The organism is Martinezella paranaensis (assembly GCF_014200235.1).
Classification (GTDB): Bacteria; Pseudomonadota; Alphaproteobacteria; order Rhizobiales; family Rhizobiaceae; genus Rhizobium; species Rhizobium paranaense.
Window position 1 is genome coordinate 159,130 of record NZ_JACHBI010000007.1, and the last position, 13,856, is coordinate 172,985.

At 60.4% G+C, this 13,856-nt stretch carries 15 protein-coding genes and 1 pseudogene; all 16 read right to left on the reverse strand.

Going from position 1 to position 13,856, the window contains the following annotated elements; translation table 11 throughout:
- Window positions 1-35: 35 nt before the first annotated feature.
- Window positions 36-443, reverse strand: a complete 408-nt coding sequence (locus GGD50_RS18415; protein ID WP_107106830.1) for a DUF4279 domain-containing protein — start codon at window positions 441-443, stop codon at window positions 36-38.
- A 59-nt stretch (window positions 444-502) separates the two neighbouring features.
- Window positions 503-1,204 (reverse strand): tRNA (guanine(46)-N(7))-methyltransferase TrmB, encoded by a 702-nt coding sequence (gene trmB, locus GGD50_RS18420; protein ID WP_107106829.1) that lies wholly within the window; start codon window positions 1,202-1,204, stop codon window positions 503-505.
- Complete coding sequence (gene metK, locus GGD50_RS18425) at window positions 1,201-2,454, reverse strand: methionine adenosyltransferase (RefSeq protein ID WP_107106828.1); 1,254 nt, start codon at window positions 2,452-2,454, stop codon at window positions 1,201-1,203. The genes trmB and metK overlap by 4 nt, the downstream gene beginning before the upstream one ends.
- A gap of 189 nt (window positions 2,455-2,643) precedes the next feature.
- A complete protein-coding gene (locus tag GGD50_RS18430; RefSeq protein WP_107106827.1) occupies window positions 2,644-3,063 on the reverse strand; it encodes a helix-turn-helix domain-containing protein in 420 nt (139 codons plus the stop codon).
- Between the two features lie 152 nt (window positions 3,064-3,215).
- Complete coding sequence (lnt, locus tag GGD50_RS18435) at window positions 3,216-4,814, reverse strand: apolipoprotein N-acyltransferase (RefSeq protein ID WP_107106826.1); 1,599 nt, start codon at window positions 4,812-4,814, stop codon at window positions 3,216-3,218.
- Between the two features lie 79 nt (window positions 4,815-4,893).
- Window positions 4,894-6,069, reverse strand: coding sequence for a hemolysin family protein (locus GGD50_RS18440; RefSeq protein WP_107106825.1), 1,176 nt, complete (start codon window positions 6,067-6,069; stop codon window positions 4,894-4,896).
- Between the two features lie 25 nt (window positions 6,070-6,094).
- Window positions 6,095-6,601, reverse strand: coding sequence for an rRNA maturation RNase YbeY (gene ybeY / locus GGD50_RS18445; RefSeq protein WP_107106824.1), 507 nt, complete (start codon window positions 6,599-6,601; stop codon window positions 6,095-6,097).
- A complete protein-coding gene (locus GGD50_RS18450) occupies window positions 6,601-7,659 on the reverse strand; it encodes a PhoH family protein (RefSeq protein ID WP_107106823.1) in 1,059 nt (352 codons plus the stop codon). The genes ybeY and GGD50_RS18450 overlap by 1 nt, the downstream gene beginning before the upstream one ends.
- Window positions 7,660-7,688: 29 nt before the next feature.
- Window positions 7,689-9,101, reverse strand: coding sequence for a tRNA (N6-isopentenyl adenosine(37)-C2)-methylthiotransferase MiaB (gene miaB, locus GGD50_RS18455; protein WP_107106822.1), 1,413 nt, complete (start codon window positions 9,099-9,101; stop codon window positions 7,689-7,691).
- Window positions 9,102-9,161: 60 nt separating this feature from the next.
- A complete protein-coding gene (gene olsA / locus GGD50_RS18460; RefSeq protein ID WP_107106821.1) occupies window positions 9,162-9,959 on the reverse strand; it encodes a lyso-ornithine lipid O-acyltransferase in 798 nt (265 codons plus the stop codon).
- A gap of 30 nt (window positions 9,960-9,989) precedes the next feature.
- Window positions 9,990-10,418 carry a Fur family transcriptional regulator gene (locus tag GGD50_RS18465; protein WP_107106820.1) on the reverse strand — a complete coding sequence of 143 codons (429 nt, stop codon included), beginning with the start codon at window positions 10,416-10,418 and terminating at the stop codon, window positions 9,990-9,992.
- A 38-nt stretch (window positions 10,419-10,456) separates the two neighbouring features.
- Window positions 10,457-10,951, reverse strand: coding sequence for a GNAT family N-acetyltransferase (locus tag GGD50_RS18470; RefSeq protein WP_107107040.1), 495 nt, complete (start codon window positions 10,949-10,951; stop codon window positions 10,457-10,459).
- Window positions 10,952-10,953: 2 nt separating this feature from the next.
- Window positions 10,954-11,610 carry a tRNA (adenosine(37)-N6)-threonylcarbamoyltransferase complex dimerization subunit type 1 TsaB gene (tsaB, locus tag GGD50_RS18475; RefSeq protein ID WP_107106819.1) on the reverse strand — a complete coding sequence of 219 codons (657 nt, stop codon included), beginning with the start codon at window positions 11,608-11,610 and terminating at the stop codon, window positions 10,954-10,956.
- Window positions 11,611-11,728: 118 nt separating this feature from the next.
- Window positions 11,729-12,301 (reverse strand): NifU family protein, encoded by a 573-nt coding sequence (locus GGD50_RS18480; RefSeq protein ID WP_107107039.1) that lies wholly within the window; start codon window positions 12,299-12,301, stop codon window positions 11,729-11,731.
- 133 nt (window positions 12,302-12,434) lie between these two features.
- On the reverse strand, window positions 12,435-12,926 hold the full coding sequence (locus GGD50_RS18485) for a universal stress protein (RefSeq protein WP_107106818.1): 492 nt from the start codon (window positions 12,924-12,926) through the stop codon (window positions 12,435-12,437).
- Window positions 12,927-13,002: 76 nt separating this feature from the next.
- Window positions 13,003-13,835: pseudogene (locus GGD50_RS18490) on the reverse strand (PhzF family phenazine biosynthesis protein).
- Window positions 13,836-13,856: the final 21 nt, after the last annotated feature.

The window sequence follows — 13,856 nt, forward strand, 5'->3', positions numbered from 1 at the left end:
GCTGTCGTTTTCGGCATAAGCGCCTCACGGCGCTCCTAAGCTCCGTAGACATCGAAAGCCAGCGCGATCCCCAGCCTTGATGCTTGCCCCAGAAGCTCGGGTGGAAATGTATCCCCGCCATTGCGATCGATAAACCAGCCGATGAAAAGCTCCAATTCACCGCCGCTCTCCTTGAGGGCTGCCAAGCCGTCCGCGCGACTTTCCAGCTTGGTGAGGATACCGGAAAGCGCTTCCGCCAACGGGGTGCTCTGGCCGGCGGCGAGTTCGAAGGTACAGTAATTGGCTTCCGATACCATGTTCAGAAGCTGTCCGTCGCTGCCGCGCATAGGCTCGCCGGCTTGATAGGCTGCTACCGGCCTCAATCCGACGGCCGCGGCGATGGACGCCGGATCAAATTCCGGATGCCAGATACGCAGGGAGATTCGAAACTGATAGTCGCTCATTCCGGCAGCCTATGGCAGTGGAATTCAATTGCAACGCCGGATGATCCAGCGATATCGGGTCAAACGCGGCGGAACGTCAGATAGGCCGAAGATCGGCCCTCACGCCGAGCCTTGGCTTCATAGCGTGTGCTCGGCCAGCCCTCATAGGGCGTCAGCCAGTCGCTGGCATTTTCTGCCATCCATTCAAAGCCGCCATGGGCATGGCAGTGCTGCAGCGTCCAATTGACATAGGTGTCGATATCGGAGGCAAAGCAGAAGAAGGCGCCGGGTTTCAGGACACGATGGAAGCGATCGAGATTGACCTGAGAAACGAAGCGGCGCTTCCAATGTTTTTTCTTCGGCCAGGGATCGGGATAGAGCAGATCGATCTGGTCGAGGCAGGTATCTGGCAGCCAGTCCAGCAGTTGGGTTGCGTCGTCATTATAGACGCGGATATTGCGCGCGCCGGTCTCGTCGACGCGGGCAAGCAGCTTCTGCATGGAATTGACGAAGGGCTCGACGCCGATGAAGCCAGTTGACTGATATTCCAGCGCCCGGTGGATCAGGTGCTCGCCGCCGCCGAAGCCGATTTCCAGGCGCAGACGTTCGGTCGGCACCTGGAACAGATCATTCAGCGGCTGCGGTGCCGGTGCGGAGAGATCGACGAGATATTGCGGCAGCAGTGCTTCCAGCCTTTCGGCCTGCTGGCCGCGCAAGGCTTTTCCCTTGCGCCGGCCGAAGAATGCTTCCGTCGCCCGCGACCGGCGCTCGGTATCGGTCATGCAGCTTCCCGGGTCTTCACGGCTTCCTTCAGCGCCTTGACGAGGTCGGTGCGCTCCCAGGAGAACGAACCGTCGCGGCCTGCCTTGCGGCCGAAATGACCGTAAGCCGAGGTCTTGGCGTAGATCGGCTTGTTGAGGTCAAGGTGACGACGGATGCCGGTCGGCGACAGGTCCATGTTCTTGCGGATAGCCGCTTCAACCTGATCCTCGGTGACGCCCTTGCCCGTGCCGTGTAGGTCGACATAGATCGACAGCGGCTGGGCAACGCCGATGGCGTAAGAAAGCTGGATCGTGCAGCGATCGGACAGACCCGCCGCAACGACGTTCTTGGCGAGATAGCGAGCTGCGTAGGCTGCGGAACGGTCGACCTTGGTCGTGTCCTTGCCGGAGAATGCGCCGCCGCCGTGCGGGGCTGCGCCGCCGTAGGTGTCGACGATGATCTTGCGGCCGGTGAGGCCAGCGTCGCCGTCCGGGCCGCCGATGACGAACTTGCCGGTGGGGTTGATGTACCACTTGCAATCGGAGGCGATCTTCAGGTCGCCGAGCGCTTCGATGATGTAGGGCTCAACAACGGAGCGAACCTTCTTCGAGTCCCAGCTATCGTCGAGATGCTGGGTGGAAAGAACGATCGAGGTCACTTCGGACGGCTTGCCGTCAACATAGCGGACCGTGACCTGGCTCTTGGCGTCCGGGCCGAGCTTTGCGACTTCGCCTTCGCCCTTCTTGCGGGCAGAAGCGAGCAACTGCAGGATCTTGTGCGAATAGTAGATCGGCGCCGGCATGAGGTCGGGCGTTTCCTTGCAGGCGTAGCCGAACATGATGCCCTGGTCGCCGGCACCCTCGTCACCCTGCTGGTCGGCCGCGCTGTCAACGCCCTGGGCGATGTCGGCGGACTGCGAGTGCAGGAGAACGTCAATGCGCGCCTTCTTCCAATGGAAGCCGTCCTGCTCGTAGCCGATATCCTTGATGGCGCGGCGGGCAGCGGCCTTGAACTTCGAGGGATTGATGACGTCGTTGCCGTCCTTGTCCTTCTTCATCAGGCTCGGCGGCAGACGAACTTCGCCAGCGATGACGACGCGGTTGGTGGTGGCAAGGGTCTCGCAGGCAATGCGCACGCCCCAGGGGTTGACGCCAGTCTTTGCCGCTTCGCGGTAAACCAGATCGACGATTTCGTCGGAGATGCGGTCACAGACTTTATCCGGGTGACCTTCGGCAACAGACTCGCTGGTGAACAGATAATTCGCGCGCATATGGGATTCCCCTCAAAGAACAAATCTCCGCTTTTGATATTCGTGTCGGGCACGAAAAACAAGCCACAGAAGGACATAAATATATCTTTATATCCCGGCGAAAGTGATAAAATTTTGCCATAAACATGGAAAAGGCGGCCAAAATGACCGCCTTACGACTTTGCCGCTCTACAGTGGTGCTTCGAAAGCTTATTCGGCGTCTGCCTCGGCGGCGAGCGCCTTGACGAGTTCGACCACCTTGCGACGGACCTTGCCGTCGGAGATCTTCACGAAGGCGCGGTTGAGCTGCAGCCCTTCGGAGGAAGAGAGGAAATCGACCACGTAATTGGAGCTGGAGGCCTCGGCCATGCCGCCGGCGCTTGCCGCGTGCTCACCCGGCGCGTCCTCGAAGAAAAAGGAAACCGGAACGTTAAGAATGCTGGAAATATTCTGGAGACGGCTGGCGCCAACGCGGTTGGTGCCCTTCTCGTACTTCTGAATCTGCTGAAAGGTGATACCGAGACTCTCGCCCAGCTTTTCCTGGCTCATGCCCAGCATAGTGCGGCGAAGGCGGATGCGGCTCCCGACATGAATGTCGATGGGGTTCGGCTTTTTTTTGTTCTCAATCATCATATTGCCCTAACATAGGTTGAATCCAGGTCCTGCCAACCGGTGCCCTTAACCACCCCTATAACGCTACGTTGCAGCCGACGCCCCACCCGGCTTCTAGTTTACGTTCAAAAGGCAGACAACAACCACTATGCAATTTTAGGGTTTTTTGGTCAATTCGCCCTTGGAATAAAACCCATGCGTGAAATCACAGCGATCATACCGACTCCCCCGATCGCCAACCAGAAGTACATATTTCGCATTCTATCATCGATTGCTGAGACGGTTGCGCTACTCAAAGTGGCATCGACAAATCCTTGCTCATTAAAGTCGATTCCGGAAATCAAACGTCCGTGAGCGTCGACATAGGCCGAAACCCCTGTATTGGCGCTGCGAATCAGCGGCAAACCCTGTTCGACGGCCCTCACCCGCGCCTGCAGGAAATGCTGATAGGGGCCTGGCGTATCGCCGAACCAGGCATCGTTCGTAACGTTCAGAATCGCGTCGGCCTGCCGGATTTCCGGCGTCATTTCGTTTGGAAAAATGATCTCGTAGCAGATCAGCGGGTAGAGTTTGACGCCGCTTGGCAGCGTCAGCAAATGCCGGCTGGCGGCGGCCGAAAAGCCGCCCGGCAGCTCGATGACGTTCTGAATGCCGAGATAGCCGAGAATGTTTTCGAAGGGCACATACTCGCCGAAAGGCACGAGATGGGTCTTGTCGGAAGCGCCGATGATCTGACCGCGACCGTCGATCACGTAGATGGAGTTGTAGTAGCGCGGCTCGAGACCGGGACCCATGTCCTCGACGCGAACGGCGCCGGTGATCAGGATCTGGTCGTCATCGAGCTGATCGGCAATGCGGGTCAGCGCGTCCTGATTATCCGTCAGGATGAAGGGCACAGAGGTCTCCGGCCAGACGATGATGTCGGGCCGCTTGCCGCCATTAACGGGCGGCTGGACCGAGAGCGAGAGATGCTTGTCGAAGATGGCGGCGCGATCGGCATCCGTGTTCATCTTGGCTTCCTGATCGATCGCAGGCTGGACGATGCGCACCACCGGGGCCGCCTTGCCGCCGGCCGGCGGTGCCGGCAGACTGAGCGCATAATAGCCGTAACCGAAATGCGCGGCGGCGATGAGCACGGCAAGCCCGATCCCCGGCACCCGCCCCTGGCGCGTTCCGAGCAGTGCCGGAGCGGCAAAGACAAAAACAGCAAGCGTGGTGACGCCGAGCACGCCGAGCACATGCGCCGACTGCATCATCAGCGGTGTGGGCATGGCGCCATAGCCGATGGCATTCCAGGGAAAGCCGGTGAAAAGGAAGCTGCGCAGCCATTCGAGCAGCCCGAAAGCGAAGGCAAGCGCGGCAATGCGCCCCATGCCGTCGGACCAGAGCAGCCGGGCCAGAGCCGCCGCCACGCCGTAGAAAATCGCCAGAAACGCCGGCAGGCCGAGGATTGCCAGCGGTAGTGCCCAGGCGAATTCATCGGCGTCGATCAGCAGCGCGTGGCCGAGCCACCAGAGACCGGCGACGAAATAGCCGAAGCCGAACAGCCAGCCGATGGCAAAGGCCGGCCAGAGACGACCGAGGAAGCCGCTATCGGGGCCGGCGGCAGCGCCATCCAGCAGCCAGACAAGCAGCGTGAAAGAAACGAACATCGCCGCGAAGAAGCCGAAGGGCGGCAAAGCGAGAACGCCGATGGCCCCGGCAAGGATGGCAAGAAGTGCGCGCTTGAAACCCCAGACGAGGATTACCCTGCCCGAAAGTCGTTCCATGCGCGCGCTCCGTCCAAACTGCGAATCAATTGGCGGCAGTCTTTCAAAAAAGCAGCGATTTGTCCTGCTGAAGCACCATTTATTGGCTGGCAGTCTTTTGCTCGGCCTGAGATTCGTCCGGAAGCGTATCCGGCGACGGCAGATCGCGCTCAAGCACGCCGCCTTCGCCCTCCGCCTTAGCCGGACGGCGGCGCAGGGCATGACGCTTGCGGGTGATGCGCAGCCGCTTGATGCGACGCGGATCGGCATCGAGAATGTGGAATTCGAAGCCCGGTAGCGCCTGGACCACCTCGCCGCGAACCGGAATACGGCCGAGTGCGGAGAAGATCAGGCCTCCGAGCGTATCCACCTCGTCCACCTGCTCGCTGATGTCGAAATCCGGGCCGATCGCTTCGGCGATCTCCTCCAGTTCGACGCGGGCATCGGCGACGAAGACGTCCTCGGAGATGCGCTTGAACATGACTTCCTCGTCGTCGTGTTCGTCGTCGATGTCGCCCACGACCATTTCGACGATGTCTTCATGCGAGGCGAGGCCGTCGGTGCCGCCATATTCGTCGATGACGAGCGCCATCTGCGTGCGGTTGACCTGCATGCGGCGGAGAAGATCAGACGCCAGCATGGAGGGCGGCACGAACAGGATCTTGCGGATGATGCCGGCTTCAGCCAGCGTCTTCTGAAGATCGACGCGCGAAAGGTCGAAATTCGGCTTGGCGGAGCGCGTTGGCTTCTCGGCCGGGCCTGTAGCCGATGCAGACGCCGCAGCGGCTGCCGCTTTGCCGTTGCCGCCGCGGCGCTTGTTGCGCGCCTGCTTGGCGACATAGGACAGGAGATCGCGGATATGCACCATGCCGCGCGGATCATCGAGCGTTTCGGCATAGACCGGCATGCGCGAGCGGCCGCTCTCCTCGAACAGGATCATCAGCTCGCCGATGGTGATGTTCTGGTCGACCGCCTCGATATCGGCGCGCGGCACCATGACGTCCTCGACCCGCACCTCGCGGAAACGGAGGATGTTGTGCAGCATCGCCCGCTCGTCCGGCGAGAAAGCGTCGTCATCGGTGGCATTGGTCATCAGGGCATCGGCGAGATCCTCGCGCAGACGCGCCGATCCTTGAGCTGGGCGCAGAATGCGCGCAGCGCGGGCCCAGAAGGATGAGTGTGATCGTTTGCCGCTACTACTGCCTACCTCATCGGAGGAGGCGGTTTCAGCTCCGTCTTTGGCCTCGGAGGCCGGTCTTGTCGTAAAGTCGCTCATTGTTCCTGATCAGACAGGGTTCAAGTCAAATGGGGTCCTGCCCCGCATAGGGATCAGATAGGCCAAGACCCGCCAAAATGCGAGTCTCCAGCCCCTCCATTCTTTCGGCTTCGCTATTATTCATATGGTCGTAGCCGAAGAGATGCAAGAAACCATGCACCATCAAATGGGTCAGATGGTCGTTAAAACTCTTTTCCAGCTCGACAGCTTCCCGCTCCACCGTCTCTTTGGCGACGATGATATCGCCGAGCATCGGGCCGGGTTTACCGCCGGGCGCCAGCGGAAAAGCGGGGAAGGACAGGACGTTGGTCGCCTTGTCCTGCTCACGCCATTCCGCATTGATCTCGCGGATCGAGGCATCGTCGGTGAAAACCAGCGACAATTCCGTCGCCATTTTCGGGAAGGGCTGCTTCTCGTTTTTCTCGAGATAGGCCGCAGCCGCGCCCAACACGCGCTCGGCCAGAGCCTGCAACTCATCCTCGGAAGGCCAATCGCCCTCCTCGACGCTAATCTGTATATCGAGATCGGCCATCAGATCTGCGGATCGACCTCACCGCCCTCGACGGGCGAGGCGTAGGTCGAGTCGTAAGCCCTGACGATGCGCGCCACCAGCGGATGGCGGACGACGTCCGTATCCTTGAAGCGGATGATGGATATCCCTTCCACGCCGTGGAGGAGCTGCAAGGCTTCCACCAGGCCTGACTTGACACCGCGCGGCAGGTCGATCTGGCTGGGGTCGCCCGTGATGATCATGCGCGAATTCTCGCCGAGACGCGTCAGGAACATCTTCATCTGCATCGAGGTGGTGTTCTGCGCTTCGTCGAGGATGACGGCGGCGTTGGCAAGCGTGCGACCGCGCATAAAGGCGAGCGGCGCGATTTCGATGACGCCGGCGGTGATGGCGCGTTCAACCTTGTCGCCCGGCATCATATCGTAGAGCGCGTCATAGAGCGGGCGGAGATAGGGGTCGACCTTCTCCTTCATATCGCCGGGCAGGAAGCCCAGACGCTCGCCGGCTTCGACGGCCGGGCGCGACAGGATGATCTTTTCGACTGCGCCGCGCTCCAGAAGCTGAGCGGCATGGGCGACGGCGAGATAGGTCTTGCCCGTACCGGCCGGGCCGACGCCGAAAACCATTTCGGAACGGTCCATCGCCCTGATATAGGCGTCCTGAGTGGGCGTACGCGCGATGATCGTCTTCTTGCGCGTCGAAATCTGCGCCATCGTCAGCTTGGCTTTTTTCTCCATCGTCGGCAGCGTCAGTTGGTCGTCGGCGGCAACCGCCATGCGGATTGCTCCTTCCACGTCGGAGCGCTCCACATTCCCACCTTTCTGCAGCTTGTCATAAAGATAATCGAGTGTGCGGCGTGCCTGGTTGGTGGCCAGCACATCGCCCGTGATGATGACGGAGTTGCCGCGGGCGCGCGCGTCGATACCAAGGCGCTCCTCCAGCAGCTTCAAATTCTGATCGAACTGTCCGAAAAGCTCGCTGGCGAACCGATTGTTCTCGAACGTCAGGATGAAGTGATTGGCGTCGCTCGCGGTGCGTGGCTGGCGCGATGAAGAAGAAACCAATTCCTGTCCGTTCAAGCGGTCCGGCTCCTTTGCCTGTCCGGAACCTAAAGCAACTCAGCAAAAAGGCTGTTCGTGCTGGTTCCGGTGATTCGTACATTGATAATGTCACCGATTTGCGATGCTTTTGCATCAACATTCACAGATTGCAGCCAAGGAGATCGGCCGATCAACTGACCCGGCATGCGGCCCGGCTTTTCCAGCAGAATATCGACCACCTTGCCGACGCAGGCATCAGCAAAATCATGCTGCTGCTTCAAAAGCAGCGCCTGCAATCGTTCCAGCCGTTCCGCCTTGATCTCTTCCGGCACTTGGCCCTTCAATTCCGCACCCGGCGTTCCAGGGCGCGTCGAATATTTAAACGAGAAGGCTTGCGCATAGTTCACCTCCTCCACAAGACGAAGTGTATCCGCAAAATCCTGCTCTGTCTCCCCCGGGAAACCGACAATGAAATCACCCGAAAGGGCGATATCCGACCGCGCTGCACGGATTTTTTCGATCAAAGCGAGATATTCCGCCGCCGTATGCCGCCGATTCATCGCTTTGAGGATGCGGTCGGAACCGGACTGAACCGGCAGATGCAGATAGGGCATCAGCGTACGCAGATCGCGATGGGCCGCTATCAGCCGGTCGTCCATGTCGCGCGGGTGGCTGGTGGTATAGCGCAGCCGGGCAAGGCCCGGAATTTCCGCCAGCCGGTAAAGCAGGTCGCCGAGGCTCCAGGCTTCGCCCGAAGGTCCGGTTCCGTGCCAGGCATTGACGTTTTGGCCGAGCAGCGTGATTTCACGCACACCGCCATCCACAAGTTTTTCAGCCTCTTCGACGATCTGGGCGACCGGACGGGAGACTTCGGAGCCGCGCGTATAAGGCACGACGCAGAAAGTGCAGAACTTATCGCAGCCTTCCTGCACGGTCAGGAAGGCCGTGACACCGCGGGCACGGATCTTCGTCTTCTCGGCAATCGGCAGATGCTCGAACTTGTCCTCGATCGCATATTCCGTATCGACGACGCGCTGGCCTTCCTTGGCGCGCCGTAGCGCCTCCGGCAGGCGATGATAGGTCTGCGGGCCGATGACGACGTCGACGGCTGGCGCGCGGCGGAGAATTTCCTCACCCTCGGCCTGGGCAACGCAACCGGTGACGCCGATCATCATGTCGCGGCCGTCGGCTGCTTTGCGCTTCTTCATCTCACGCAGACGTCCGAGCGCGGAATAGACCTTCTCGGCAGCCTTCTCGCGGATATGACAGGTGTTCAGTAGGACGAGATCGGCTTCTTCCATGTCTTCGGTCGGCTCGTAGCCATCACGGGCGAGCGCATCGCTCATCCGCGTCGAGTCGTAGACATTCATCTGGCAGCCGTAGGTCTTGATGAAGACCTTACGGCTGTTGGAGCCATCGCGCAGGCCAAGCTCCAAAGCATTGGGCTGCGGGGCATCGAGAAGTGCACTGTCCTTGGTCATGGCCGCTATGTAGTGGCTTTTGCTTCTGGAGAAAATGAAAAAGTTAAAATCGCCGGAATATCAGGCGATCTCGCGGCCAAGCAGCCGGCCCGCCAGCATCGAGCGGATGCGCCGCGCCACCGTGGCGCTCACCTCCTTGCGGTTGGTGTCGGCGCGATAATCCACCGCCTCGCCAAAGCAGACGTCGACATCGATGGCCCCGCAGGCAAAGATGCCCTTCAGGTGCGGCATCAGCTCGATGTCACCCGGCCAAGCCGCAAGGGGACGATAATAGCGGCCCATGGCGACGCCGTGGACACGGGTGTAGGCAACCGCGACCGGCTGGACGTGAACGACGGCATCCGGCGTCTTTGGCAAAGCCGCAGCAGCCGCGCCGAACAACGAGGATTTGACGTCGAGTAGGCGATTGCCATCCGATGTCGTGCCTTCCGGAAACAACACCATGATCTCGCCATTAGCCATCCGCTCGGCGATCTCGCTCACCTGATCGCCGGTCTTGCGCTTCTGCTCACGCTCGATGAACACGCTCTTCTGCCATTGGGCGAAGAGGCCGAAGACCGGCCAGTCCCGCACTTCCGATTTTGCGATAAAGGCGACATCGGCAACGGCGGAAAGCACCAGAATATCGAGCCAGGAAGCGTGGTTCGAGGCCAGCATCAGCGGCCGGCGACGCTCAAGCTCCCCGACGACATGGATGCGGATACCGAGCCAGTAGCAAATAATGCGATGCCAGGAGCGCGGCAGATAGCGCCTGAGCTTCCAGTCGAAGCGCAGGCAGAGGATCTGCAGCGGTAGCAGAACAAGGCTGACAACGCATATGACGAAGACGGCACAGCCGATGCGCAGCCAAGTTATCAAATCATCCGCTCCCGTACGATCGCCGCCACTTCAGCGTTCGTCCTTATTCAGCGGAATACCGTAAAGCTCCAGCCGATGGTCGACGAGCTTGAAACCGTGTTCGCGAGCGATACGCTCCTGCAGCGCCTCGATCTCCGGCGAGTGGAATTCGATCACTTCACCGCTCTTCAGGTCGATCAGGTGATCGTGATGCTCTTCCGGCACGGTCTCGTAACGCGAACGCCCGTCACGGAAGTCATGACGCTCGATGATGCCGGCATCCTCGAACAGCTTTACGGTGCGGTAGACCGTCGAAATCGAGATCTTGGCATCCACCTTGACGGAGCGGCGGTGCAGCTCTTCGACATCGGGATGATCCTCCGAACTCTCGATGATGCGCGCAATGACCCGCCGTTGCTCCGTCATGCGCATGCCGCGCTCGGCGCAAAGCTCCTCAAGGGATTTTACGGGATCGTTCATTGAATACGGTCTTCGGTCTATTCGTCTATGACAACGGACTAGCGAAGAACACGGCGCATGACAAGCGCCGTCGATTTCGCGCCGCTTTCGTCGACATAATAGGCCTTGCGTTCGCCGACCGTTTCGAAACCGAGCTTGCGATAGAGACCGAGAGCCGGCTGATTGACGCCATCGACTTCCAGGAACATGGTTTCGCCGCCGCGGTTACGCGCCTCGCGCAATGCCGCCTGCATCAGCCGCCAGCCGAGGCCGGTGCGGCCCAGCTTGGCATTGACGGCAACCGTCAGGATTTCCGCCTCGCCCGCCGCATGGCGCGCCAGGACGAAGCCGGGAAGCGGCTTTTTCAGGATGGCGTTGGTCTGACGGGCAACAAAGCCAAAGGTCGTGTCCTGCGACAGGAGGCTTTGAAATTCGCTATCGTCCCAAACCCGCGAAAAACGTTCGCCATGCAGTGCCGCCACCTCGGCGCAATCCTGCAACTGCATCGGAACGATCTCGTATTCGGCTTTCAGGGTGAGATAGGATTCCAGCATGGTCATACCCTGGCGACTGCGTACCCTGCCTGCGGTCTGGCGTCGGGTCCGCGAAGATAAAGCGGCTTCGGCTTTTCGCTGACAGGTTTGACAGCGCCCAGCCGGGCGACGGTGGCAATCGGAAAGGCATCAGGCCGTGCCGCCGGCGGAGCGTCGCTTAGCCGGGCAACCGCCGAGCCGGTGACGACGCCATCGAAAGCATCAGCGATCGTACGCGCTTCATCAGTTGTCACGGCGCGCGCCTCATCCAGCGGATGGCCATCGGCATCGAAGGACTGGAGATAGATCTCCTCCCGCTTGGCGTCGATGGCAGCCAGAACCGATTTACCCGGATTCGTTTCCCGTGCGGCAGCGGCCATGACCTCGAGGGTCGTGACGCCGACAGCGGGAATGTTTAGGGAAAGCGCGAAACCGCGGGCCGCTGCAACGCCGATACGGATCCCGGTGAATGAGCCGGGACCGACGGTCACGACCACACGCTCCACGGCCGCGAGCGCTATATCGGCTTTAGCCAGCGCCCGGTCGACAACATCCATCAAATGTTCGGCATGCCCTCGCCCGATCGTTTCCGTGACCTCCCCCATCACAGAATCACTACCGCTATCATACACAGCGGCAGCGCAATCCACACCTGCCGTGTCAAGCGCCAGTACGATCATCACAATTTTTCCGAAAGAGCAGTACGCAAAGCACGGTGACCTATCTTCGAACCGTCACCGCACTTCAATCCGTGTCTTTGCATGCCGTTGTCCAAAAGCCGCCGCGCACTTTCTGGGATCATGCCTGGACGGCTTCGACTTCCTGCACTTCCGGCACGAAATGACGCAGCAGGTTCTGCACGCCATGCTTCAATGTCGCCGTAGACGACGGGCAGCCGGAGCAGGATCCCTTCATGTTGAGGTAGACCTTGCCGTCGCGGAAGCCACGGAAGGTGATGTCGCCGCCATCCTGGGCGACGGCCGGACGAACGCGGGTCTCCAGCAATTCCTTGATGGTGAGCACGATCGCTTCGTCGCCTTCATCGTAGAATTCGCCGCCGGCGTCCTGCGCTTCGGAGAGAACCGAGGATGCACCCATGACCGGCTTGCCGGACATGAAATGCTCCATGATCGAGCCGAGAATGGCGGGCTTCAGGTGCTGCCATTCCTGGTTTTCCTTGGAGACGGAGATGAAGTCGTAGCCGAAATAGACACCGCTGACGCCGGGGATATCGAAGAGGCGGGCAGCAAGCGGCGAAACTTCCGCTTCCTCGGCGCTGCGGAATTCGGCCGTGCCGCTTTCCATCACCACCTTGCCCGGCAGGAACTTAAGGGTTGCCGGGTTCGGCGTCGCTTCGGTCTGAATGAACATCTTGATCTCCATGCGGCGGACCAAAGGCCCATGCCACTTCAGTAGTGTCCGACTTTAGAATATTTCAAAAGAAAATAGGCTTTTTGGCCGCGCTATTCAAGAGACTGATTCTCAAGAATTAGCCCAATGGAACTCAGCTTAGCGCGTCGATTTCCTCGTTCGTCAGCGTATCCGGCAGCACCGTCACGGGGATCGGGAAGGCCGCGGCACGGCCGGCGATCGAAGACACCAGCGGTCCCGGCCCTTCCTTGGCCGAACCGGCAGCAAGAACAAGCAGCGCGATATCCCGGTCTTCCTCGATCACCGCATTGATCTGCTCGGCGGCCGATCCTTCACGAATTACGACCTCGGGATCGATGCCGATATTCTCGCGTACGATCTGCGCCGCCTTGGCCGTTGCCGCCTCGGCCTCCTCACGCGCTTCGGCCCGCATGATCTCCTCGACACCCAGCCATTGCTGGAAATCGCCTTCGGGGATCACAAACAGGAGCACAAGGCCGCCGTTGGAATTCTTGGCGCGCCGGCCGGCATAGTGGACGGCACGCTGGCATTCGGGAGTGCCGTCAATGACCGCCATGAACTTGCGGCGATGACCTTCGAGCCGTGAGAGACGTTTTGATACCATAGACCAAGTCTGACATCGAAATCCGTGCCATGGCAAGCCCCGTTTTGAACCCGGTGACTATTGCCGCTCAGCCGACCTACAGGTCCATCAGCCTCGCTTCGCCCGACACTCGGATGGAGCTGCCAACTGCGGCCGGGATATCGGCATGCAGGCGGGAACGCATACCCATATCCTCACCCTGGATGATGTCGATGGCGCCGCCATGCGGCCAGGCGATATCGCGGAGATATCCGGCGAAGGCTGCGGTCGAAGCGCCGGTCGCCGGGTCTTCATAGACCCCGCCCGAGGCGAAGGCATTGCGGGTCTGGAACAGTCGCGGCGTTTCAGCGTAGGCGAGCAGGATCGTGACCCAGCCTTCGCGGACCATCAAGGAGCGGCCCGCATCGAGATCGTATGCCATGGCGGCAAGCGTCTTGCGGGATTTCAGGGCCAGCATGAAATGATCGGCGCCACCGTGAATAAGCGCTGGCGGAATGGCCGGGTCCAGATCGTCGGTCGAATATCCGAACAATGCCAGCACCTCCGACAACACTTCCGGGGGCGGCGCTTTGCTTCTCGTCGGCGGCGACTGCAGGGCCGCCGAGAGGACGTCGCCATTCCGATGCCCTTCGACGGTGATATCAGCCTGATTGAGCGTCAGCGCAAAAATCCCGTCGCCTTCCCGCAACGCAAGCGCCGCTCCAAGCGCGATCGTCGCGTGACCGCAGAATGGAACTTCCGATTCCGGAGAGAAATAGCGCACTCTCCAGCCCTGCCCTTCCGGGCTGGCAAAGCGGTCTCGGAGAATCCAACCTCGGCTGCGATGCTCTGCATCTCGGCGGCATCGGGTATGACATCGGCAATCAAAACGCCGGCGGGATTGCCGCCAGCTCCGTTTTCCGAAAAGGAAGCAATCCGCAAAATCGTCAAGGTCGGCCATCCGTTCGCTGC